The sequence below is a fragment of the Phytobacter cepae genome (genome assembly GCF_054165735.1).
This window is the reverse complement of the sequence record NZ_CM135107.1, coordinates 676665-698658: the sequence shown is the minus strand read 5'-3', so window position 1 is coordinate 698658 and position 21994 is coordinate 676665. Positions and strand designations below refer to the sequence as shown.

Annotated in this window: 17 protein-coding genes; 8 read left to right on the top strand and 9 right to left on the bottom strand. The window is 56.9% G+C overall.

Annotated elements, in window-relative coordinates; all coding sequences use genetic code 11:
* Window positions 1–6: 6 nt before the first annotated feature.
* The 4 genes from lsrB to lsrA are packed head-to-tail and all read right to left on the bottom strand — an operon-like array spanning window position 7 to window position 4536.
* The gene (lsrB, locus tag ACUY4Q_RS03390) at window positions 7–1020 is read right to left on the bottom strand and encodes an autoinducer 2 ABC transporter substrate-binding protein LsrB (protein WP_458045691.1); all 1014 of its coding nucleotides are present in this window, start codon (window positions 1018–1020) and stop codon (window positions 7–9) included.
* A 16-nt stretch (window positions 1021–1036) separates the two neighbouring features.
* The gene (gene lsrD, locus ACUY4Q_RS03385) at window positions 1037–2014 is read right to left on the bottom strand and encodes an autoinducer 2 ABC transporter permease LsrD (protein WP_458045690.1); all 978 of its coding nucleotides are present in this window, start codon (window positions 2012–2014) and stop codon (window positions 1037–1039) included.
* Window positions 2015–3049 (bottom strand): autoinducer 2 ABC transporter permease LsrC, encoded by a 1035-nt coding sequence (gene lsrC / locus ACUY4Q_RS03380; RefSeq protein ID WP_458045689.1) that lies wholly within the window; start codon window positions 3047–3049, stop codon window positions 2015–2017. It abuts the gene before it with no gap.
* The gene (gene lsrA, locus ACUY4Q_RS03375; protein WP_458045688.1) at window positions 3046–4536 is read right to left on the bottom strand and encodes an autoinducer 2 ABC transporter ATP-binding protein LsrA; all 1491 of its coding nucleotides are present in this window, start codon (window positions 4534–4536) and stop codon (window positions 3046–3048) included. Before lsrA ends, lsrC begins: the two co-directional genes overlap by 4 nt.
* Before the next feature lie 216 nt (window positions 4537–4752).
* Between lsrA and lsrR the strand changes: the two genes are divergently transcribed.
* From lsrR to ACUY4Q_RS03360, 3 genes are all read left to right on the top strand, one after another.
* Window positions 4753–5724, top strand: a complete 972-nt coding sequence (gene lsrR, locus ACUY4Q_RS03370; protein WP_458045687.1) for a transcriptional regulator LsrR — start codon at window positions 4753–4755, stop codon at window positions 5722–5724.
* A 43-nt stretch (window positions 5725–5767) separates the two neighbouring features.
* Complete coding sequence (gene lsrK, locus ACUY4Q_RS03365; RefSeq protein ID WP_458045686.1) at window positions 5768–7360, top strand: autoinducer-2 kinase; 1593 nt, start codon at window positions 5768–5770, stop codon at window positions 7358–7360.
* A 251-nt stretch (window positions 7361–7611) separates the two neighbouring features.
* Entirely contained in the window at window positions 7612–9633 is a 2022-nt protein-coding gene (locus ACUY4Q_RS03360; protein WP_458045685.1) for an oxidoreductase, read from the top strand.
* A 584-nt stretch (window positions 9634–10217) separates the two neighbouring features.
* Here the strand turns inward: ACUY4Q_RS03360 and rlmG are convergent.
* Window positions 10218–11348: a 23S rRNA (guanine(1835)-N(2))-methyltransferase RlmG gene (gene rlmG, locus ACUY4Q_RS03355; RefSeq protein ID WP_458045684.1), complete on the bottom strand. Its 1131-nt coding sequence runs from the start codon at window positions 11346–11348 to the stop codon at window positions 10218–10220.
* A gap of 68 nt (window positions 11349–11416) precedes the next feature.
* Between rlmG and ACUY4Q_RS03350 the strand changes: the two genes are divergently transcribed.
* Window positions 11417–11914, top strand: a complete 498-nt coding sequence (locus tag ACUY4Q_RS03350) for a M48 metallopeptidase family protein (protein ID WP_458045683.1) — start codon at window positions 11417–11419, stop codon at window positions 11912–11914.
* Window positions 11915–12183: 269 nt separating this feature from the next.
* Here the strand turns inward: ACUY4Q_RS03350 and ACUY4Q_RS03345 are convergent, their stop codons facing one another.
* Entirely contained in the window at window positions 12184–13365 is a 1182-nt protein-coding gene (locus ACUY4Q_RS03345; RefSeq protein WP_458045682.1) for an aminotransferase-like domain-containing protein, read from the bottom strand.
* Between the two features lie 311 nt (window positions 13366–13676).
* Window positions 13677–14081 (bottom strand): hypothetical protein, encoded by a 405-nt coding sequence (locus ACUY4Q_RS03340; RefSeq protein ID WP_458045681.1) that lies wholly within the window; start codon window positions 14079–14081, stop codon window positions 13677–13679.
* Window positions 14082–14222: 141 nt separating this feature from the next.
* Between ACUY4Q_RS03340 and ACUY4Q_RS03335 the strand changes: the two genes are divergently transcribed.
* Window positions 14223–14990: a DeoR/GlpR family DNA-binding transcription regulator gene (locus ACUY4Q_RS03335; RefSeq protein WP_458045680.1), complete on the top strand. Its 768-nt coding sequence runs from the start codon at window positions 14223–14225 to the stop codon at window positions 14988–14990.
* A gap of 275 nt (window positions 14991–15265) precedes the next feature.
* Here the strand turns inward: ACUY4Q_RS03335 and ACUY4Q_RS03330 are convergent.
* Window positions 15266–16623 (bottom strand): IS3 family transposase gene (locus ACUY4Q_RS03330; RefSeq protein WP_458043069.1). Its coding sequence is split into 2 segments (ribosomal slippage): window positions 15266–16173 and window positions 16173–16623, totalling 1359 coding nucleotides; the frame shifts between segments, so codons are not numbered across the junction.
* 447 nt (window positions 16624–17070) lie between these two features.
* Here ACUY4Q_RS03330 and ACUY4Q_RS03325 point away from each other — a divergent pair.
* From ACUY4Q_RS03325 to ACUY4Q_RS03315, 3 genes are all read left to right on the top strand, one after another.
* Window positions 17071–17550, top strand: coding sequence for an Lrp/AsnC family transcriptional regulator (locus ACUY4Q_RS03325; RefSeq protein ID WP_458045679.1), 480 nt, complete (start codon window positions 17071–17073; stop codon window positions 17548–17550).
* Window positions 17551–17802: 252 nt separating this feature from the next.
* Window positions 17803–18417, top strand: coding sequence for a YitT family protein (locus tag ACUY4Q_RS03320; protein ID WP_458045678.1), 615 nt, complete (start codon window positions 17803–17805; stop codon window positions 18415–18417).
* Between the two features lie 36 nt (window positions 18418–18453).
* On the top strand, window positions 18454–19647 hold the full coding sequence (locus ACUY4Q_RS03315) for an amino acid aminotransferase (RefSeq protein ID WP_458045677.1): 1194 nt from the start codon (window positions 18454–18456) through the stop codon (window positions 19645–19647).
* 24 nt (window positions 19648–19671) lie between these two features.
* Here the strand turns inward: ACUY4Q_RS03315 and ACUY4Q_RS03310 are convergent, their stop codons facing one another.
* A complete protein-coding gene (locus ACUY4Q_RS03310) occupies window positions 19672–21990 on the bottom strand; it encodes a molybdopterin-dependent oxidoreductase (protein ID WP_458045676.1) in 2319 nt (772 codons plus the stop codon).
* Window positions 21991–21994: the final 4 nt, after the last annotated feature.

The following is a 21994-nucleotide window of genomic DNA, read 5'->3' as shown; positions in this document are numbered from 1 at the left end:
CCCCCGTCAGAAGTCGTATTTACCAATGTTCTCTTTGGTGAACACCACGCGCTCCGGCAGCAGCACAATGCCATTGCCTTTCGCCTCATACTGATAGCCCTGCACGCTGTTAGGCTCTACTTTCAGCGTCCCAAGATCTTTCACCTCAACGCTGTCACCCACGTTCAAATCGCCTTTTTTGAGCATATGCTCAGCCACGTTCACCGAAATTTTGCCCTGTTGCACCACATCCCACAGACCAAAGGCTTTCACCGTGCCGCGCTCTACATAAGGACGCATCACGTTCGGCGTACTAAAGCCGACGATCGCTACCCCTTCCCGTTTCAGGTTCTCCGCCGCCTGCGCCGCCGCGGGCAGTGCGTTGGCATCCGGAGCGATGATCGCATCCAGATCCGGGTACGCTTTTAAGATCCCTTCTGCGGTTTGCAGCGATTTAGTGGCGTCGTTATAACCAAACTGGGTGGTGACGATTTGCCACTGCGGATGATCTTTCTCGATTTTGGCTTTCGCCTCCTTCACCCACTGGTTCTGGTCGGTCACCGTTGGGCTGGAGTAGAAGAAAGCGACTTTGGCATCGGGTTTGGTGACCTGCTTGCCGGCCATCTCGACCAGCAGTCCGCCGAGCTGTTCCGGCGTCCCCTGGTTGATGTAAATGCTGCGGCACTCCGGCTTGGTATCGGAATCCCAGGTCAGAATTTTGACGCCGCGCTGCATCGCGCGTTTCAGCGCCGGGCAGAGGCCATCCGGTGAGACTGCCGAGACGATAATCGCCTTGTAGCCCTGGTTGACGAAGTTGTTAATAAGCTGAACCTGGCCGGAGACGCTGGGTTCCGTCGGGCCGTCATAGGTCACATCGACCCCGAGATCTTTGCCCGCCTCTTTCGCGCCGTTGCCGCCGCTGGTAAAGAAGCCCACGCCGACCAGCTTGGGAATAAAGGCGATGCGGTCTGCCGCCTGGGCGGCCATCACGCTACCGGCCAGTGCCAGCGCGCTCAGTTGCACTATCAGTTTTGTCTTCATCTCATGCTCCAAAAAATTAACGCGAGAGAACCCGACGCCAGGTCATACGCACCCATTCCCGGTGCAGACTCAGCGAACGCCCCATCACCACCACCACCAACAGCGCCCCTGACAACGCGCTCGACACCTGGTTGGGGATGCCGATCATTTGTAACCCCTGCTGCAAATACCCCACCAGCAACGCCGCCAGCGCAGTACCTAACACCGAACCCGAACCGCCATAGATGTTGGCGCCGCCAAGCACGGCAGCGGTCAGCGCGGGCATTAACAGATCGCGTCCCAAATCGGAACGCGCTGAACCGAAATAAGAGACCAGCACCACGGCGGCGATGGCCGACGCCAGTCCCACCAGGCCATACAATGCGTAGGGCATGCCGTTAACCGACAGCGCGGCATACCGCGCCGCACGCGGGTTTTGACCGAGCAAAAAGAGGTGGCGACCAAAGCGACCACGGTGGGTAATCAGCCAGAAAAAAAGGGTAATGAACGCAAACAGCACCAGCGGAACGGGCAGGCCCAGAACGGTCAGGTTGGCAAAGGCGGTGAAGCTGTCCGGGAACCCGCTGATGCCTTCATAGCCCGTCGCCCCAGCCATGCCGGAGAGCAGTAGCGCCCCGCCGCCGTAGAGATAGAGCGTGCCGAGGGTAATAACCAACGGACTGATGCCGGTGTAGTGAATCAACGCCGCGTTGAGCAGGCCGCAGAGCAGCCCCAGCAGCAGAGTGAGCGGTATGGCGAGACTCATCGGCCAGCCCGCCTGCATCATGACCCCCAGCGCAATGGCGCACAGGCCAATGGTTGAGCCGAGCGAGATATCAATCCCGCCGCTGATGATCACCAGCGTCAACGGCAGCGCCACAATGCCAATGCAGATAAAGTCGCTGGTGCTGAACAGCAACATATTGATATCCAGCATGCGTGGATTAAGGGCGCCGAAGAAGAGGATTTCCAGCACCAGTATCAGCAGCAGCGCGCTTTCCCAGTTGAGCTTCATTTACGCCACCTCTTTATTTTTGCGTTTCGGAAAGCGGGCAACGTTTTTGCCCCCCTTGTTACCGGGCATAAAGCGACTGTATTTGAGCTGTCGCTGATGGCGGGCCAGCGCCTGACGCAAGCGACCATCAAGCACCAGCACCCCGAGCAGCACGAGGCCGGCGATAAAGTCGTTCCACCAGGCCGGGAGCCTGAATAACACCAGCACGGTATCTATCTGAGTCAGGAAGAAGGCACCGAGGAAAGCGCCCACCAGCGTGCCGGTTCCACCGAGCAGCGAAATGCCCCCCAGCACGCAGGCGGCGATGGCTTTCATCTCCAGCCCGCTACCGGTCTGGTTGGGCACAAAACCAATTTGTGAGGCGAAGACAATCCCGGCACAGGCCGCCAGCACGCCATTAAGCGTAAACGCGGTCATGCGCGTGCGGTTCACCGCCACCCCCAACTGACGCGCAGCGGCGAGGTTATCCCCCACGGCGTAAAAGTCGCGACCCAACGCCGTGCGCGCCAGCACCCAGGTCCCTGCCCCCAGCACCAGCAAAACCAGCCAGCCGAGGGGGGAAATACCGATGAAACCGGAGACAGAGAGCGATTTCAGGCTGGCGGGCAGTCCTTCAATCCATTTCCCATCGGTCCATAGCAGCATCGCTCCGCGGTAGAGGCCGAGCGTGCCGAGCGTCGCCACGATCGCCGGGATCTTCAGCCCCACCACCAGCACGCCGTTAAAGGCGCCGGCCAGCGCCCCGATCGCCAGAGAAAAAAGGATCGCCACCGGCAGGCTGTAACCGCTGTTGAGCGCCACGCCAACGGCAATGGCGCACAGCCCCACCGTCGATCCCACCGACACATCAATGTTGCGGGTCAGCATCACCAGTGCAGCCCCCATCGCCAGCAGCATCAGGATCTGGCTACTGGCGAAGATCATGCTGACGGTTTGCAGGCTAAAGAAAGCAGGGTTTAGCCCCACCAGTACAATGAAGAGGGCGAGGATCGCCAGCAAGGCGCTCAGTTCGCGATTTTTCAGTAGGGTTTTCATGCCTGTCCTCCGCCAAACGCCAGGGTCATCATGCGATCCACACTGACCGCATGGCGCGACAGTTCACCGCTCAGCCGTCCCTGATGCATCACCAGCACCCTGTCCGCCAGTCCCGGAAACTCATCCAGATCGCTTGAGATCATCAGCACCGCCACGTTTTGCGCCGCCACGCTTTTGATCAACTGGTAGATATCCGCCCTGGCTGCCACATCTACGCCGCGCGTCGGTTCATCCACGATCAGCAGCAGCGGGTTCGCCTCCATGCAGCGTGCCAGCAGCACTTTTTGCTGGTTGCCGCCAGAAAGGGTGCGCACGATTTGGTCCGCATGATTAAGCTTGATGCCCAGCGCCCGGTGATACCGCTCCACCACCGCCGCCTCACGCTTGCGCTGCTGCCAGAGGGAGGGTTCGTTCAACGCCACGGTGTTCCAGCGTACCGGGGCATCGAGGAACAGCCCGGACACCTGCCGGTCTTCCGGCAGATAGACCAGCCCGCGATCCAGGCGCGCGCGGGTGGAGTCACCGTTAATGTAGCGGTTTTCCAGCCAGATCCGTCCGGCGCGTACTGGGCGCAGGCCATACAAGGTCTCCGCAAATTCGGTGCGGCCGGACCCGACCAGTCCTGCCAGGCCGACAATCTCTCCGGCGTGGATCTCAAGATTAAGATCGATAAAGCCTTCGCCGGTCAGGTCATCGACCCGCAGCACCGGAAAATCCTGCGGCTGGGTGCGACGATTGCCCGGCAGAGACAGCCACAGCTTTTGCGTATCGCTGAGGCCACGCTCGCGACTGGCCGGGGTCATGGCGCTTATCAGCGCGTTGTCATTAAGGTTTTCGATGGCGTCACTGAGCACCACTGCCCCGTCGCGCATCACCGAAACATGGCTGGCGAGAGTGCGAATTTCTGGCAGCTTGTGGGAAATAAACACGATGCCGACCCCCAGTGCCTGTAATGCCTGAATCTGGCGGAACAGACGTTCGGTTTCGCCCGGCGTGAGCGAGGCGGTGGGTTCGTCGAGGATCAGGATTTTCGCATCGCGCATCAGGCCACGGAGGATCTCCACCATCTGCTGATCCGCTACTTCCAGGGTGCTGGCGGCCGCCTGCAGATTAAGCTGGCAGTTAAGCTGTTGCAGTTTTTCCGCCAGTAATGCGTCCTGCGCACCGTTACGCGGCAGGCGAAACAGAATGTTCTCTCGCACGGTCAGGTTGGGAAACAGCATCGGCTCCTGCGGCACCAGATAGATGCCCAGCTGATGCGCCTGATTCGGCTTAAGGCGCGCAAATGCCTTTCCGCAGACGAAAAGTTCTCCGCTATCGGGGGTTTCTACCCCGGCGATGATTTTCATCAGCGTCGATTTCCCGGCGCCGTTGCCCCCCATCAGGGCGTGAACCTGGCCTGCGTGCAGGGTGAAATCAATCGCTTTCAACACGCTCACGCCTGAAAACTGTTTGGTGATGCCCCGCGCTTCAATCAGTGGATTCATTCTCGCCCCGCTATTGAACAAATGATTTTTTGATTCAATAATGTTCAAAAGCGTAGACGGTGAACTATATTTACAACCGTGCAGTGATCACATTTTTATGCATTTGGATCTCTTTATTCCTACAGCGACATCAAAAGATCGGTTTTGCCGGATGGCTCACATTTTCAACTCCGGCAATGTCGAACATATGATCTAAATTTTTATAAGAGTTCACTTATGAGCGAAAAAAAAGCACTGGAAGAAGGACGCTTTGCAGGACTGGCGCTGGCAGAGGAAGAACTGGTCGCTCGCGTGGCCTGGTGCTACTACCACGACGGCCTGACGCAAAACGATATTGGCGAACGGCTTGGCTTGCCGCGACTGAAGATCTCCCGCCTGCTGGAAAAAGGGCGGCAGTCCGGGGTGATCCGCGTCCAGATCAACTCCCGCTATGAGGGATGCCTGGCGCTGGAGACCGAGCTGCAACGGGTATTTGGTTTGCGGATAGCACGGGTGCTGCCCGCGCTGAACACGCCGCCGATGAACGCACGCCTGGGCGTGGGCGCGGCACAAACCCTGATGGGGGTGCTGGAACCCGGCCAACTGCTGGCGGTGGGTTTTGGCGAGGCGACGATGAGCTGCATTCAGCACCTGAGCGGCTTCATCAGCTCGCAACAGGTGCGGCTGGTGACCCTGTCCGGCGGCGTGGGGCCCTACATGACCGGGATTGGTCAGTTGGATGCCGCCTGTAGCATCAGCATGATCCCTGCCCCCTTACGGGTTTCATCCCCGGAAGTGGCAGAGATCCTGAAAAAAGAGTCGAGCGTGCGGGATGTGATCCTCGCCGCCAGCGCCGCAGATGTGGCGGTCGTGGGCATTGGATCGGTAAATCAGAAACGCGATGCCACCATTTTGCGCTCAGGGTATATCAGCGAAGGCGAGCAGCTGATGTTCGCCCGCAAAGGGGCCGTAGGCGACATCCTTGGCTACTTTTTGCAGGCCAATGGCGAACGTGTGGAAGGGCTGGAAATCCACCGGGAATTACTCGGCGTCACGCTCGATGAACTGGCGCAGCTGCCCACCATCATTGGTGTGGCGGGCGGAACGGAAAAAGCAGATGCGATTTATGCCGCACTCAAAGGTTGCCGTATCAATGGCCTGGTGACGGAAGAGACGACAGCACGCGCGGTTCTGGCGCTGGCGCAATAATGCGCCTCAGGCGTTGCCGCGTGGATAACAGCGAGGCAAGCCCATGAGTTACCTTTTAGCGTTAGATGCAGGGACCGGCAGCATTCGTGCAGTGATCTTCGACTTATCCGGGCGGCAAATCGCCGTCGGCCAGGCGGAATGGAAACACCTCAGCGTGGAAAACGTCCCCGGATCGATGGAGTTCGATCTCGCCACCAACTGGCAGCTGGCCTGTCAGTGCATTCGTCAGGCGCTGGCGAATGCAGGATTAAACGGCGCTGATATCAAGTCGATTGCCTGCTGCTCGATGCGCGAAGGCATCGTCCTCTACGACCGCAACGGCGAGGCGATCTGGGCCTGCGCCAACGTTGACGCCCGCGCCAGTCGCGAAGTGGCTGAGCTAAAAGAGATCCATGAGGACCAGTTTGAGTCACAAGTGTATGAAGTCTCCGGTCAGACGCTGGCGCTGAGCGCCATGCCCCGTCTGCTGTGGCTGGCCCACCATCGCCCGGACATTTACCGCAACGCGGCGACGATCACCATGATCAGCGACTGGCTGGCCGCCCGACTCTCCGGCTGGCTGGCGGTCGATCCTTCCAACGCGGGCACCACCGGTATGCTCGATCTCTTTACCCGCGACTGGCGTCCTTCCCTGCTCGACATGGCCGGGCTGCGCGCCGATATCCTCTCTCCGGTAAAAGAGACCGGCAGCGTATTGGGTGAGGTGACAAGGCAGGCGGCGCAGGAGAGCGGCCTGCGGGAAGGTACCCCCGTGGTGATGGGCGGCGGCGACGTGCAGTTGGGCTGTCTGGGCCTTGGCGTGGTGCGTCCAGGGCAGACGGCGGTGCTCGGCGGCACTTTCTGGCAGCAGGTGGTCAATCTGCCGCAGGTGCGTACCGATCCGGAGATGAATATTCGCGTGAATCCGCATGTGATTGCGGGTATGGCGCAGGCTGAATCCATCAGCTTCTTCACCGGTCTGACCATGCGCTGGTTCCGCGATGCCTTTTGCGCGGAAGAAAAATTGATTGCCGAACGCATGGGGATGGATGCCTATTCTCTGCTGGAAGAGATGGCGGCACGCGTACCTGCGGGCTCGCACGGCGTGATGCCGATTTTCTCCGACGCTATGCACTTCAGGCAGTGGTATCACGCCGCGCCGTCGTTTATTAACCTCTCCATCGATCCGGAAAAGTGTAATAAGGCAACGCTGTTCCGAGCCCTCGAAGAGAATGCGGCCATTGTTTCCGCCTGTAATCTGGCGCAGATCTCCCGCTTCTCAGGGGTGAAATTTGACAGTCTGGTGTTTGCCGGCGGCGGGGCAAAAGGTGCGCTGTGGAGTCAGATCCTCAGTGACGTCACCGGCCTGGCGGTGCGTGTGCCGGAGGTGAAAGAGGCAACCGCGCTGGGTTGTGCCATTGCCGCGGGAGTCGGTGCCGGGCTGTACGACGATATGGCGGCGACGGGCGAACGGCTGGTGAAATGGAGCCGGGAGTTTACTCCCAATCCTGCGCACCGGGAGCTTTACGACGGCATGATGCAAAAATGGCAGGCGGTCTACGCCGACCAGCTCGGGCTGGTCGACAGCGGTCTGACAACATCCATGTGGCAGGCTCCGGGGCTGGTACGTTCCCCCTCACCCCGGCCCTCTCCCTGAGGGAGAGGGAGAAAAGCCAGACCCTGCCTGCTCAATCGATCCCCTCTCCACGTGCGAGAGAGATCCCCACAAATAAACGCGAGCACGAGCGGTCCCCTCTCCCCGTGGGAGAGGGCAAGGGTGAGGGCATCAGGCCGCACCATTCTTTGAATTCCATCACAATCACCACATTCCCGTTTTCCACTTTCCCCAGCAACAGCTAAATTACAACTCATCCGACCACATAACAATAATTTTACATTGGAAGCCCTATGAGCCACTACCCGTCGTTATTTGCCCCGCTCGATCTGGGGTTTACCACTTTAAAAAACCGCGTACTGATGGGGTCAATGCATACCGGATTAGAGGAACACCCTGACGGTGCAGCCCGGCTGGCGGCTTTTTATGCCGAGCGCGCACGGCACGGTGTGGCGCTGATTGTCACCGGCGGCGTGGCCCCGGCGCTCTCAGGCGTCACTATGCAGGGCGGCGCGGTGCTCAACGATGAAATCCAGCTTCCGCATCATCGCCTGATTACCGATGCGGTACATCAGGAAGGGGGCAAAATTGCGCTGCAAATTCTGCATACCGGGCGCTACAGCTACCAGCCTGCGCTGGTCGCCCCCTCGGCTATTCAGGCTCCCATTAACCGCTTTACGCCTCACGAGCTTAGCCATGATGAAATTCTGACGCTCATTGACGATTTTGCCCGCTGCGCTGAGCTGGCCAAACGGGCCGGTTACGATGGCGTAGAAGTGATGGGCTCTGAGGGCTATCTGATTAATGAATTTCTCGCCGCGCGCACCAACCAGCGTGAGGACGAATGGGGGGGCGATTATGCCCGCCGCATGCGCTTTGCCGTGGACGTGGTGCGGGCGGTACGTGAACGGGTCGGAAGCGATTTTATCATTATCTACCGCCTGTCGATGCTCGACCTGGTCGAGGGTGGCGGTGTCTTTGAAGAGACCGTGCAACTGGCCAACGCCATTGAAACCGCGGGGGCGACGATCATCAACACCGGCATTGGCTGGCATGAGGCGCGCATTCCCACCATCGCGACCGCCGTTCCGCGCGCGGCCTTTAGCTGGGTCACCCGCAAGCTCAAAGGCAAGGTAAACGTGCCGCTCATCACCACCAACCGCATTAACGATCCAGGGGTTGCGGATGCGCTGCTGGCGCGTGGCGACGCCGATATGGTGTCGATGGCACGCCCCTTTCTGGCCGATGCGGAGATCCTCTCCAAAGCACAAAGCGGCCGGGCGGATGAGATAAACACCTGCATTGGCTGTAATCAGGCCTGCCTCGATCGGATCTTCGTCGGCAAAATCACCTCCTGCCTGGTGAACCCTCGTGCCTGCCACGAAACCAAAATGCCGCTTACCCCTGCCGTGCAGATAAAAACGCTGGCGGTGATCGGGGCTGGACCGGCGGGGCTGGCCTTTGCGGTTAATGCCGCGATGCGCGGGCACCGCGTGACGCTGTTTGATGCCGCCGCAGAGATCGGCGGGCAATTTAATATCGCCAAACAGATCCCCGGCAAAGAGGAGTTCTATGAAACGCTGCGCTATTACCGGCGAATGATCGAAATAACAGGTGTTGATCTTCAGCTCAATCAGTTTGTGCTTCCCGCCATGCTGACACGCTTTGATGAGGTGATCCTCGCCAGCGGCATTGCGCCGCGCATGCCAGAGATCGCGGGGATCGCGCATCCTAAGGTACTGAGCTATCTGGACGTGCTGCGCGATAAGGTGCCGGTTGGCGAAAAGGTAGCGATCATTGGTTGCGGGGGGATCGGCTTTGATACAGCGATGTACCTCAGCCAACCCGGTGAGCCGACCAGCCAAAATATTGCGGAGTTCTGCGTTGAGTGGGGCATCGACACCAGCCTGAATCAGGTGGGCGGCCTGCGCCCGGAGGGCCCGCAATTGCCAAAAAGCCCGCGCAACATCGTCATGTTGCAGCGTAAAGCCTCTAAACCCGGTGAAGGTCTGGGCAAGACAACAGGCTGGATCCACCGCACGACATTACTTTCCAGAGGCGTGAAAATGATCCCTTCCGTGAGCTACCAGAAGATCGACGACGACGGCCTGCATGTGCTGATTGGCGGCGAGCCACAGGTTTTTGACGTCGACAATGTGGTGCTGTGCGCAGGCCAGGAGCCACGCCGTGAGCTACTCGACCCCCTGAGGGCAACGGGGAAACCGGTGCATCTGATTGGCGGGTGTGATGTGGCAATGGAACTGGACGCCCGTCGCGCCATTGCGCAGGGCACAAAGCTGGCGCTGGAGATCTGATTTATCGTCTCGTTTGAGGAAAATGGAGGTGGGGAGATTGAGCCATGCTGCACTTTTCTCCCCCCTCAGCCCTGCCCTCTCCCTCAGGGCTGAGGGATCCCCACAAAATAATACGAGCACGGACAGTCCCCTCTCCCTTGAGGGAGAGGGTTAGGGTGAGGGGAAAATGCGGCTCTGAGGGTCATTCCGTTCACCTTATGTTCCTTGCTTTTCTATAGCGACAGAACCCGTGAACGTGCCAGGGTGGCTCACCGCCACCACCCTGGCGACCCGGGCTCCCGGCCAGGAAAATCGCCGCTTGCGCGGTCCACTTAGCGTATTCCTTCAGGCTTATCGGGGACGGGCGAAGGTAACGTCCGTGTAAAGTCGCCCTCGCCGCGCATCCCTGCGCGTCGCCCCGGCCTTACGGATACGCTTCGTCGATTTTCAGCCGGACCCAGTCATCGCGGTGACTGTTGTGTTCTCATGGCGAAGTGTTATCGCTGTAAAACGTAATATTACTGGAGATTCCTCTCCCCACTGGCAGAGGGAGAAAACCATTGCCCAGCCGTAGGCCGGATAAGCGCAGCGCCATCCGGCGAAACTTAGCGCTGTTTACGCGTTTTCACCGCTTTTAACACGGCAAACTTCCCTGACGCGCCCACATTGCTGCAGTTGCCGAAGATCTTCTTCAATTTACGGAAGTAATCCAGGTGACGGTTACCCACCACAATCAGCTCACCGCCGTATTTCAGCCCGCGACGAGCGTCATGGAACATCTCCCAGGCAATATGGTCGGTGATGGTGCTCTGCTGATGGAACGGCGGGTTACATAAAATGACATCAAAACGATCGTGTTCCGTACCGGCCAGACCGTTATTGACCATAAACTCACTGCGCTCCAGTGCGTCCGGCATGTTGCGTTCCACGTTTAAATAGCTGGACGCCACCGCCATATGTGATTCATCGGTGAAGAGCACACGGGCGTTCGGGTTTTGCGCCAGCAGCTGCAGACCAATCACGCCGTTACCGCAGCCGAGATCCACCATTTCGCCCTCAACATTAGAAGGCAGATGTTTCAGGAACAGGCGTGCGCCAATGTCCAGGCCGCTGCGGGAGAAGACGTTCGCGTGGTTATGGATAGTCCAGTCGGTGCCTTCCAGTTTCCAGTCGTATGTCTCAGGTACCTCAGCCACTTCCGGGCCTGTAAAGGTACAGTTAATCAGGCGCGCCTTTTTCCACGCCAGCGTGGTGGTGGTCGGCCCGAGGATCTTCTCAAACAATGCGATGGTCGAGTTGTGAATATCGCGGGTTTTAGCCCCGGCAATAATTTGGGTTTCCGGCGTCACGACACGACGCAGCGCATGCAACTGCTGCTCCAGCAGCGCAAGCTGTTTCGGGATCTTAATCAGAACACGCGCAGGGGAAGCCGGCAACTCGCTAAGGCAGTCCATAAAGACGACGGCATCTTCATCCAGACCATTCAGGTTCAGGTTGTGAATCGTGGCCTGTTCAGCGATAAAGGAGTCGGTAACGCTAACCGGTCGACAGTCTGCCAGTGCGCAGGCAAGTGCGCCAAAGCTGTCATTGAAAATGAGCGTGACGCCCTCGGCATCGTTTAACTGATGCAATAAATACTCATCTGCCGCGTCCCACGCCTGTAATGACGCTTCTTCGGCATTAGGTGGAAAACGCTCTAATGCAAATGACTGTCCGATTAACTCAACCTGGCCCATCGCCCCTCCGGAATGCTAGAATTCGCGCGTTTTATCGCTTAATTATCCGGAGAAGTAAACCCCTGACTATGACAACGCTGACTTATTTACAGGGCTATCCCGAATCACTGCTGAACCAGGTCCAGACGCTGATTACGCAGAACCGGCTTGGCGAGGTGATACAGACAAGGTATCCGGACACGCATAGTATCACCACCGACAAAGCCCTGTACCAGTACACCCAGGATTTCAAAAACCAGTTTTTGCGTAACGCACCGCAAATCAACAAGGTCGCCTACGACAGTAAAATCCACGTACTGAAAAACGCGCTTGGCCTGCACACCGCGGTCTCCCGCGTACAGGGCGGTAAGCTAAAAGCGAAAGCGGAAATCCGCGTCGCCACCGTGTTTCGTCAGGCACCTGAGGCATTTTTGCGAATGATTGTGGTGCATGAGCTGGCGCACCTGAAAGAGAAAGATCACAACAAAGCGTTCTATCAGTTGTGCTGCCATATGGAGCCGCACTATCACCAACTGGAGTTTGATATGCGTCTTTGGCTTATTTGCAAAGAGGAAGGTTGGCTCTAAATTCTCTTCTCTCTCCCCTTCTCTTCTCGCTTTGTTTACTTTTTTGAATCCTATGATTCAACTTTTGAATTGGACGCAATGCGCCCGTAAAACCATCATAGGGTCATATTTCTACGGAAGACGTGGAAGTATTCTCGAAGCATTTAGATGATGGGTTTATTTCCGCGTTTGCACTCGGGCAATGCTATGTCAGCAAAAAAGGAAATAACCCTTTACTCACCCTGTATCCCTGGTGGGATACAGGGTTTTTTTACCTGTTTGCAGGTGAATCAGAGAGACGCTTTCAGACGCGCAACGGCCTCTTTGAGGTTTTCTTCCGTGACAGAAACGTAGGACATACGCAGCGTAGACGAGTCTGGATTGTCCGCATAGAAGAACTCACCCGGCACATAAACGACGCCTTTTGCCAGCGTTTCCTTCAGCCAGTCGGTGGTGTTCTTCTCATATTTGAACTTCGCCCACAGGAACATGCCGCCCTGCGGACGGTGGAAGGTCAGATGCTCCCCCAGCTCGGATTCAATCAATCCGCATAAGGTGTCGCACTTCTCTTTATAGGAGGCACGGATCATGTTGAGCTGTGCAGGCAGGCGGCCCGTTTGCAGGTAGTGATAGGTCAGCGACTGAGAAAGTGAACTGGTGTGCAAATCGGTGGCCTGTTTCAGGGTCACAATCTGGCGCTTGATCCACTCTGGCGCAATGACCCAACCGACACGGGCACCCGGTGCCAGAATTTTAGAGAAGGTGGAGGTGTAGATAACGTTTTCGCTGTTATCAATCTCTTTCGCCCAGGCGGTCAGCGGCTTGAACTGCTTATTGGTGAAGTTGATTTCGCTGTAGGGATCATCTTCGATAATGACGAAATTGTAGCGTTTTGACAGCGCCACCAGCTGCTTACGGCGCTCGTCAGACAAGGTCACGCCGCCAGGATTGCCAAAGGTCGGCACGACGTAAACGGCTTTGATGGGAGTGCTTTTAACTAACTCTTCCAGCTCATCCACCTTCATCCCTTCGCCGTCGGTGCCAACAGACGCCAGACGCGCTTCCGCCAGTTGGAAGACCTGCAGTGCAGCCAGATAGGTTGGTCGCTCGACCACGATGACATCGCCTGGGTTAATCAGCACACGGGCCAGCATATCTAAAGACTGCTGAGAGCCGGAGGTAATGACCACCTCATCAATCGTGCAGGAGATTTGACGTTGGGCAGAGAGCTGGCAGATAGCGTCACGCAGCTCAGGGCTGCCTTCGCTCAGACCATACTGGAAAGCCTCTTTCCAGGACGCTGACAGGACCTTGTCCATCGCCATTTGCAAACCTTCGCGATCGAACAGATCGGGATTCGGAATGCCTCCACCGAGAGAGATAACCCCTGGCATTTTGCTGTGCTTTAATAATTCCCTGATTGCAGAGGATTGTACGTTTTTAACTTTTGCGGAAATTCTCTCGTCTGACATTACCTTACCCTTTATCTGCTGCCGTTCACTCTTATTATGTGGCGATAGTTTTAGTGCTAACCATTTCCGTTATACAACAATCCTAAGGGGGCGTAAACGGAGCCCTCCGGCTCGCCTGGCATCACTGTTTATTCTAAAAAATGGATAGTAAATAGGGATTAAAACTGATTTTTTGTTTGTTTTTTGCCATTCCCGGCATCTTCATCGAACAATATCAGGATTTACTCCGGCAGGTTGGAGCAATCAGCGACAGCAACGGCAGGTTACCAAAATGTGCCGCATAACCCTGCCTGGGGAAAATGACCTTTGCTTCACCACATTTTCAGCGTCGTGCTCTCAAGGATGCTCGAAAAGATATCCAGCATCTCTTCACGCTCTGGCAGGTCTCTGGCGTGACCACTGTGATACTGGATGAGCCAGTAGATGATCATACTAAAAATACGCCGGGTCTTGAGCGCAGGGGTTGAAATGGCATCTGCCACACCCGGAGCCAGCCGGTTGGTAAGCTGCGGCAATATGCCGGTCAGGCACTCCATTGAAGAATCCAGCACCCGCGCATAGTGTTGCTTAAAGCAGCCGGATTGCGACTGTTTCATATAGCGATAAAAAAGCTCGGCCTGCTCCAGTGCTTTATGTTCTGCAAACCAGGCAAGGGTCAGCCGTTCAAGCGTCTCCATGGTGTTATCCAACTCCTGATAAATGATTGCTTGATACATACAGGGCCTCAATGATTGTCATCGTCATGCTCAATGCAGAAGAGATCGCACACGTCGCACCTGAGCATGTATCATGGATATCGCAACACTATGATAGATCATGCTACATTGTGCAATATTACGTTCACTTGAGGATCAGATGTGATTGATTATGATGCTTTGCCCGAACAGCGACAGTCTCTTATCCACCAGATACTGACGGAAACCGGCAGAGTGATCGGTGCGGACATTGCCCGCAAGCTGGGGGTGTCTGAGCATACGATCCGCCGTGATCTGCAGGAGCTGGCACGCCAGGGGCTGTGCAAGAAAGTGTATGGTGGTGCGGTCAGCCAGTTTAAACAGTCCGCCAGCTTCGAAACCCGCATGGCGCAGAACGTGCCGGAAAAATCACAGGTTGCCAGAAAGTGTGCCGAACTCATCAGGCCGGGCGCCTGTGTCTTTATTGATGCGGGCTCTACCTATGTGGCGATGGTCGAATGTCTCCCTGCCGATCTGGAGCTGACCATTGTCACCAACTCGCCGCAAATCGCCTCGGTGTTAAGCGGGCGCAGTAATATCGAGCTGATTTTACTCGGCGGCAAAGTGAACGCCCAAACCGGTAGCACGCTGGGCTCAGAACCGGTCAATCAAATTCGCGGCATGATGTTTGATCAAACGTTTATTGGCGTCTGCGGGCTGGATCCCCAGGTTGGAATGAGCGCGGTCTATTACGAAGATGCCTGCTTTAAAAAAGACGTGCTGGCGCAAAGTAATGAGGTGATTGCCGCCGTTACCGCCGACAAAGTGTCGCAGGTCGCACGCTACAAGGTCGTCCCCTGTGAGGAGATCGATATTGTCGTGGTAAGTAGCGACACCAGGATGGAGAGCTTCCGCCACCTCAATATGCGCATTGAAGTAGCGCAAGCGTAATGCTCGGTGTTGCGCGGTTGAGGGAAGTGAGCATAATGTCGCACCAGCGCGCACACCTTCCCTTCTCCTCTCCCTCAGGGCTGAGGAATCCCCACAAAAAAATGCGAGCACAGTCGGTCCCCTCTCCCTTGAGGGAGAGGGTTAGGGTGAGGGGAAACATGCGGCTCTGAGGGTCATTCCGTTCACCTTATGTTTCTTGCTTTTCTATCGCCCCAGAACCCGTGAACGTGCCAGGGCGGTTCACCTGCACTGAACCCCAGTTCCTGGACACTTTTTTATTCGTGTCTTTCTGCCTGAGCCCGGTATGCCACCGGGCTCATCCCGCCCGTTTTCAGGCTGATCCGTTCGTTATTGTAGTAGCGGATATACACCCTGATATCGCGCTCCAGTTCTTTCACGGAACCGTATTTCTTACGGTAGTACATCTCCACCTTCAGATGGCTGAAGAAGTTTTCTATCACTGCGTTATCAAGACAGTTCCCTTTACGCGACATGCTCTGGGTTATCCCGGCTTTCTCCAGCATTAACCGCCATGCCGGTGTCCGGTAAGCCCAGCCCTGGTCGCTGTGTAATATCAGACCTTCTTTGTGTCTGCCGGCTTTCACTGCCCTTTGCAGCATCCTGCAGACCAGAGGCTGTGACGGGCTGGTCGACATATTCCAGGCCACGATTTCATTGTTGAACAGATCCTGCAGGGCAGACAGATACAGTTTCTGCCCCGCGGCCCGGAACTCCGTCACATCCGTACACCACTTCATCCCACTTCGTTCAGCGCTGAAGTCCCGGGCAAGAAGATTAGAGGATGCCAGCCCGGCATCCGGCATGTACGAGCGATATCTTTTCCGGCGCAGCTGACAGGTCAGGCCGTGTTCTTTCATCAGCCTGCGCACGGTTTTGTGATTGAGCATGAAGCCCTGATCACGCAGCGCTTTTGTCATTCTGCGGTAGCCATAACGCTGAGCATGCCGCTGGCTGATGGCCTTCATCGCGCTGACGGCCTCCGCATAACGTTCAGTATCATGTGCTGGATGCGAGACATGATAATAATACGTGCTGCGTGACAGTCGCGCGGCATACAGCAGGCAGGGCAGCCTGTGTGCCGCCAGTAATGACTGCACTATTCTGGTTTTTTTTGCTGCTCCCTGAGCGCGCTTTCCTCCCTCAGGGCTTTCAGCTTTTTTAAATAAGCATTTTCCGCACGCAGATATTCCAGTTCCCTCTGAAGCTCTCTCGGGGTCATTTCACTGAATGGCTTCGCGCCAGGAATGTACTTTTTCTGTGACATAGCGGGTCCGGGTCTGGCAGAGTGAAGCGCCTTTTTACCCCCTTTCCGGTAACGCCTCATCCAGTCGAGAATAAGGGATTCATTGGGGATAGCGAAGCGCACGGAAGCCTCCGCGTAGCTGCACCTGTTTTCAATGACGTAGCGGACAACGCGGAGCCTGAATTTTGCAGTATAGGCACGGGCAGGACGGTCCTCCAGCCCGGCTTTACCCAGGCGTCTGAAGGCCCGCAGCCAGCGGGTCAGCGGTGTCCTGCCAACACTGAACAGGCGGGCCGTTTCCTTGATAGAGGAATGCCCGGCCATGTAATGCTGAACAGCAGCAAGCCGGATGTGAAAAGGATATTTCATCGTACTGAACCTCCAGACTGAGAAATCTGGTGTCCAGGATCCTGGGTTCAGTGCACCGCCACCGCCCTGGCGACCCGGGCTCCCGGCCAGGAAAATCGCCGCTGGCGCGGTCCACTACGCATATTCCTTCAGGCTAATCGGGGACGGGCGAAGGTAACGTCCGTGTAAAGTCGCCCTCGCCGCGCATCCCTGCGCGTCGCCCCGGCCTTACGGATACGCTTCGTCGATTTTCAGCCGGACCCAGTCATCGCGATGAGTGTTTTATTCTCATTGCGCAGTGTTATCGCTGCAAGACGTGATATTACTGGGGATTCCTCAGCCCTCAACCTTTGGGGAGAAGGAGAAAAGCCATGCTCGAACCGCAAAAAACGGCTTTCAGAAGCTCAGATTCCTGGTAAGCAGCAAAGCTGATAGTCTGTTCGCCACTCATTTCAGGTACCCGCTCACATGTACAACATCGACGACTTTGATCTGAAAATCCTCACGCTGCTGCAAGGCAATGGCCGTTTGACCAACCAGGAACTGAGCGATTTGATTGGCCTTTCTGCCTCCCAGTGTTCGCGCCGCCGTATTGCGCTGGAGCAGGCGCAGCTTATTCTTGGCTATCATGCGAGACTCGCGCCGGATGCGCTTGGGCTGGAGATGCTGGGGCTGATTGAAGTCCGCCTGATTAATCACACCCAGGAATATGTGGAGAGCTTCCACAAAATGCTCAACGAAGTGGATGCGATTCTGGACGCCTGGAAAACCACCGGCGATGCCGATTATCTACTGCGGGTAGCCGTGCCGGATTTACCGGGCTTAAGCCATTTGATCAGCCATATCCTTGCGCAAAACAAAGGCGTGGCGCATTTAAAAACCTCAGTGGTGCTAAACCGACTGAAAGAGAACGGTCAGCCGGTGCCTGACAGCAGCAATTTGCCCTAATTTGGGGCGAGGCGCCTTGTTTTGGTGCAATCATTTAGGCAGTCAATGCATTATGCGGGTGAAAACCACACGCATCACCCGAATATGGCTCTAATATTGCACACATCGTGCAAAAATCTCTTTTTTGCGATTTCAATGCGTTAGCGTGTGCTACGTCGATTTTTCCGGCACTTGATGCAGGAGACATACGGGTTTGGTGCGATTTTTGCAGGATATTTCTTATCTTTAGCAAATGTTGAATCGTACTTTCTTATGGATAACGTCCTGACCCCCAATAAACTTGCACATACCTGGCTGGAAGATGCGCTGGCGCTGCTGTTCGGCACGCTGATGATCTCTTTTGGCGTTATTCTGTTTCGCCAGGCGGGCGCGCTTACCGGCGGGACGGCAGGCATCGCTTTTCTGATTCATTACGCAACTCATCTGCCGTTCGGCGCAGCGTTCTTTTTGATTAACCTGCCGTTCTACTGGCTCTCAATTCGCCGGATGGGGGCGCAGTTCACCCTGAAAACCTTCTGTGCGGTGGCGCTGGTGTCACTGTTCTCCGATCTGCATGGCCGCTTTATTCATTTCGATCAGCTTAACCCGTACTACGCCACCCTGTTTGGCAACATTGTGGTCGGGATTGGTTTTGTGGTGCTGTTCCGTCATAAAGCAAGCCTCGGTGGCGTGAACATTCTGGCGCTCTATCTGCAGGATAAAAGCGGTATTCGTGCCGGTAAGTTCCAGATGGTCGTTGATGCCTGCATCGTGACCGCCTCGCTGTTCTTCGTGAGCCTGCCGATGCTGGCGGCCTCCATCGTGGGTGCCGTGATCCTTAATTCCATTATTGCCATGAACCACCGTCCAGGACGCTACGCGGTGTAATGGATTGACCTCTGACTGTTATTTCGGGAGTAGACTGTGTTCCAGAACGTTGACGCCTATGCGGGCGATCCTATCCTGTCGTTGATGGAGACCTTCCATCAGGACACCCGTGCTGAAAAAGTAAACCTCAGCATCGGTCTGTATTACGACGAGCAGGCCATCATTCCTCGCCTTGAGGCAGTACAACAGGCTGAAACCCGCCTGCAAAACCAGCCGCAAAAAGCCAGCCTCTATCTGCCGATGGAAGGTTTTGCCCCTTATCGTAGCGCCGTTCAGCAGCTGTTATTTGGTGAGAACCATCCGGCGCTGAATGCCGGGCGCATCGCCACTATCCAGACGCTCGGCGGTTCCGGCGCGCTGAAAGTGGGGGCGGATTTCCTGAAACGTTACTTCCCGGATTCTGAGGTGTGGGTGAGCGACCCGACCTGGGAAAACCACATCGCCATTTTCGCGGGCGCCGGATTCAACGTTCACACTTACCCGTACTTCGATGAAGCGACCCGTGGGGTCAACTTCGATGCCATGCTGAGCAGCCTGAAACAGTTACCGGCACGCAGCATCGTGCTCCTGCATCCGTGCTGCCATAACCCAACGGGTGCAGACCTGACCCATGCCCAATGGGATGAAGTCATCGAAGTGTTGATCGCGCGTGATCTGATTCCGTTCCTCGACATTGCCTATCAGGGCTTTGGCGCGGGCATTGAAGACGATGCGTACGCCATCCGCGCCATCGCCAGCACCGGCTTACCAGCACTGGTCAGCAACTCCTTCTCCAAAATTTTCTCCCTGTATGGCGAACGTGTGGGCGGGTTGTCCATCGTCTGTGAAGATGCAGAAGCCGCCGGACGCGTGCTGGGCCAGTTGAAAGCAACGGTACGCCGTAATTACTCCAGCCCACCGAACTTTGGTGCCCAAGTGGTTTCGCTGGTGCTCAACGATCCTGAACTGAACGCGTTGTGGCGCGCTGAAGTGGAAGCCATGCGCACCCGCATCAGTGAAATGCGTCAGGCGCTGGTCAACGTGCTGAAAGCGGCCCTGCCGGAGCACGATTTTAATTACCTGCTGACCCAGCGCGGCATGTTCAGCTATACCGGCTTTAGCCCGGCGCAGGTGGAGGCCCTGCGTGAAGCGTACGGCGTTTACCTTATTGCCAGTGGCCGTGTCTGTGTGGCCGGGTTAAACCACGGCAACATCGACCGCGTTGCCAGCGCGTTTGCTGCCGTGCAGTAATGTACTTCCCGCCTGTTCTCAGCGTTAACGCGTAACGAAAACAGGCGGTTGCCACGCCGTCACCTCCGGCGGCGTGCCGACAAACTTCTCGATTTCAACCTGACAACTTTGCGCCGAACTGCCCTGCCCCAGGCGCGAACTGCCGCGATCTTCCGTTAACACATTGGGATTACCGTGCTTATCGAGCGGCTGCGCATCCTGCCCGTTAATGGGGTCATACCAGGCGCCGGTGGACATCTGCACCACGCCGGGTCGAATCGACTCACTGAGTTTGGCCCCAGCCAGTAGTGCGCCGCGCGCGTTAAAAATCTTCACTACATCGCCGTCATGAATCCCCCGTGACGCAGCATCCTGCGGGTGGATCCATACCGGTTCGCGGCCCGCCACTTTGGTCTTGCGGCTGACGCTACCGTGATCGTACTGACTGTGCAGGCGGCTGCGCGGCTGGCTCGACAGCAGATGCAACGGCCATTTATCGGCCTGCGACTGCTGATACTCGGCCTCCGGCTCGTGCCAGTACGGATGGCCGGGGCACTCTTCATAGCCAAACCCGGCAATCGTCTGCGAAAAGAGCTCGATTTTGCCGGAAGGTGTGGTCAGCGGATGGGTATGCGGGTCGTCGCGAAACGCTTTCAACAGAATATGCGGGGCTTCAGGACGCGCATACTCCAGCATGCCTTCCTGCCAGAAATCATCAAACTCTGGCAGCGAAATGCCTTCATCGGCGGCACGGGGGCGGGATTCCTCGTACATCACCCGCAGCCATTCATGGGGCGTACGCCCTTCACTGAACGCTTCCCCAAAGCCCAGGCGTGATGCCAGCGCGCTGAAAATGGCGTAGTCATCCTGCGCCTCGGCAAAAGCGGGAATGTGCTGCCGCATGGCAATCATAAAGCCGTCGTTGCTGGCGCTGCCGATATCCTCCCGTTCCAGGGAGGTGGTGGCGGGCAGCACAATGTCGGCAAATTTGGCCTGCGCAGTCCAGTACTGCTCATGCACCACGACCGCCTCCGGGCGACGCCAGGCGCGAATTAATTTATTGAGATCCTGATGGTGATGAAAGACATTCCCGCCAGCCCAGTAGACAAAGCGGATATCCGGGTAGCGGAGGGTTTGACCGTCAAATTCATACGGCTCACCGGGCGATAACAGCATGTCGGCAATACGGGCGACAGGGATTTTGTCGGTCACCGGGTTGCGCCCCTGTGGCAGGCGCGGCCCGGAGAAGACACGGCGGTGGGCACCCGCCAGGTTGGTGGAGGCATAGCCAAAACCCAGACCGCCACCGGGGGTGCCAATCTGCCCGAGCAGTGCGGTGGTCGCAACCGTCGCCCAGAAGGTCTGCTCCCCCTGACGGGCGCGTTGTACTGACCAGGCGATGTTGACCATGGTACGGTGCTTCGCCATATCCCGGGCGAGCTGGCGTATGCATTCGGCGGACAGGCCGGTACGCAACGCCGCCCACTCCGGGCTTTTCGTCACCCCGTCGCCTTTGCCAAACAGATAATCACTAAATGGCGCAAAGCCCACCGTGTGGCTGTCGACAAAAGTGCGGTCATACAACGCTTCGGCGATCAGCACATGGCATACCGCCAGCAGCAGCGCGGTGTCGCTACCCGGTTTGACCGCCAGCCAGTCGGCATCCGGGACGCCCGCGAGATCGTTTTGTACCGGGCTGATATTGATAATGCGCGTGCCGTTCGCGCGCAGTGTCGTCAACCAGTGTTGCAGCGCATGATCGTTCGCCCCGCCGCCGTTGACCTGCGCATTACGCAGCGGTAATCCGCCGATGGCGACAAACAGCTCGCAGTTGTCCGCCAGCACCGGCCACGGGGTATGCTGGCGCTGAAGCGTGTCTAAATCGCCGAGGATATGCGGCAATATGCGCTCACCTGCAGCGATACTGTAGGTATTGGTACTGCCGGTATAGCCGCCAAAAAAGTTTAGAAAACGATGCAACTGCCCCTGCGCATGATGAAACCGCCCGGCACTGGACCAGCCGTAAGAGCCGCCGTAAATCGCCGTGTTGCCCTGCTCGCGTTTAACACGCAGCAGTTCGTTTGCCACAAGCTCCAGTGCCTCTTCCCAACTGACTTCAACAAAGGGTTCGCGACCGCGTCCTTCCCGCGAGGCCGCGCCGTGCTTCAGAAAACCTTCACGCACCGCCGGGCGGCGCACGCGTGACGCTCCCTGCACCGCATCCGGCAGAGATTCGCCAATCCGTGACGGGTTGCTATCCCACTCAACCGGGCGCACACCCGTGAGTTTGCCCTGCCGAGTTTCAACCTGGTAAGTGCCCCAGTGCATCACCGCCAGGTTGTGTCTGGATTGCTTGTTGTTCATGGCG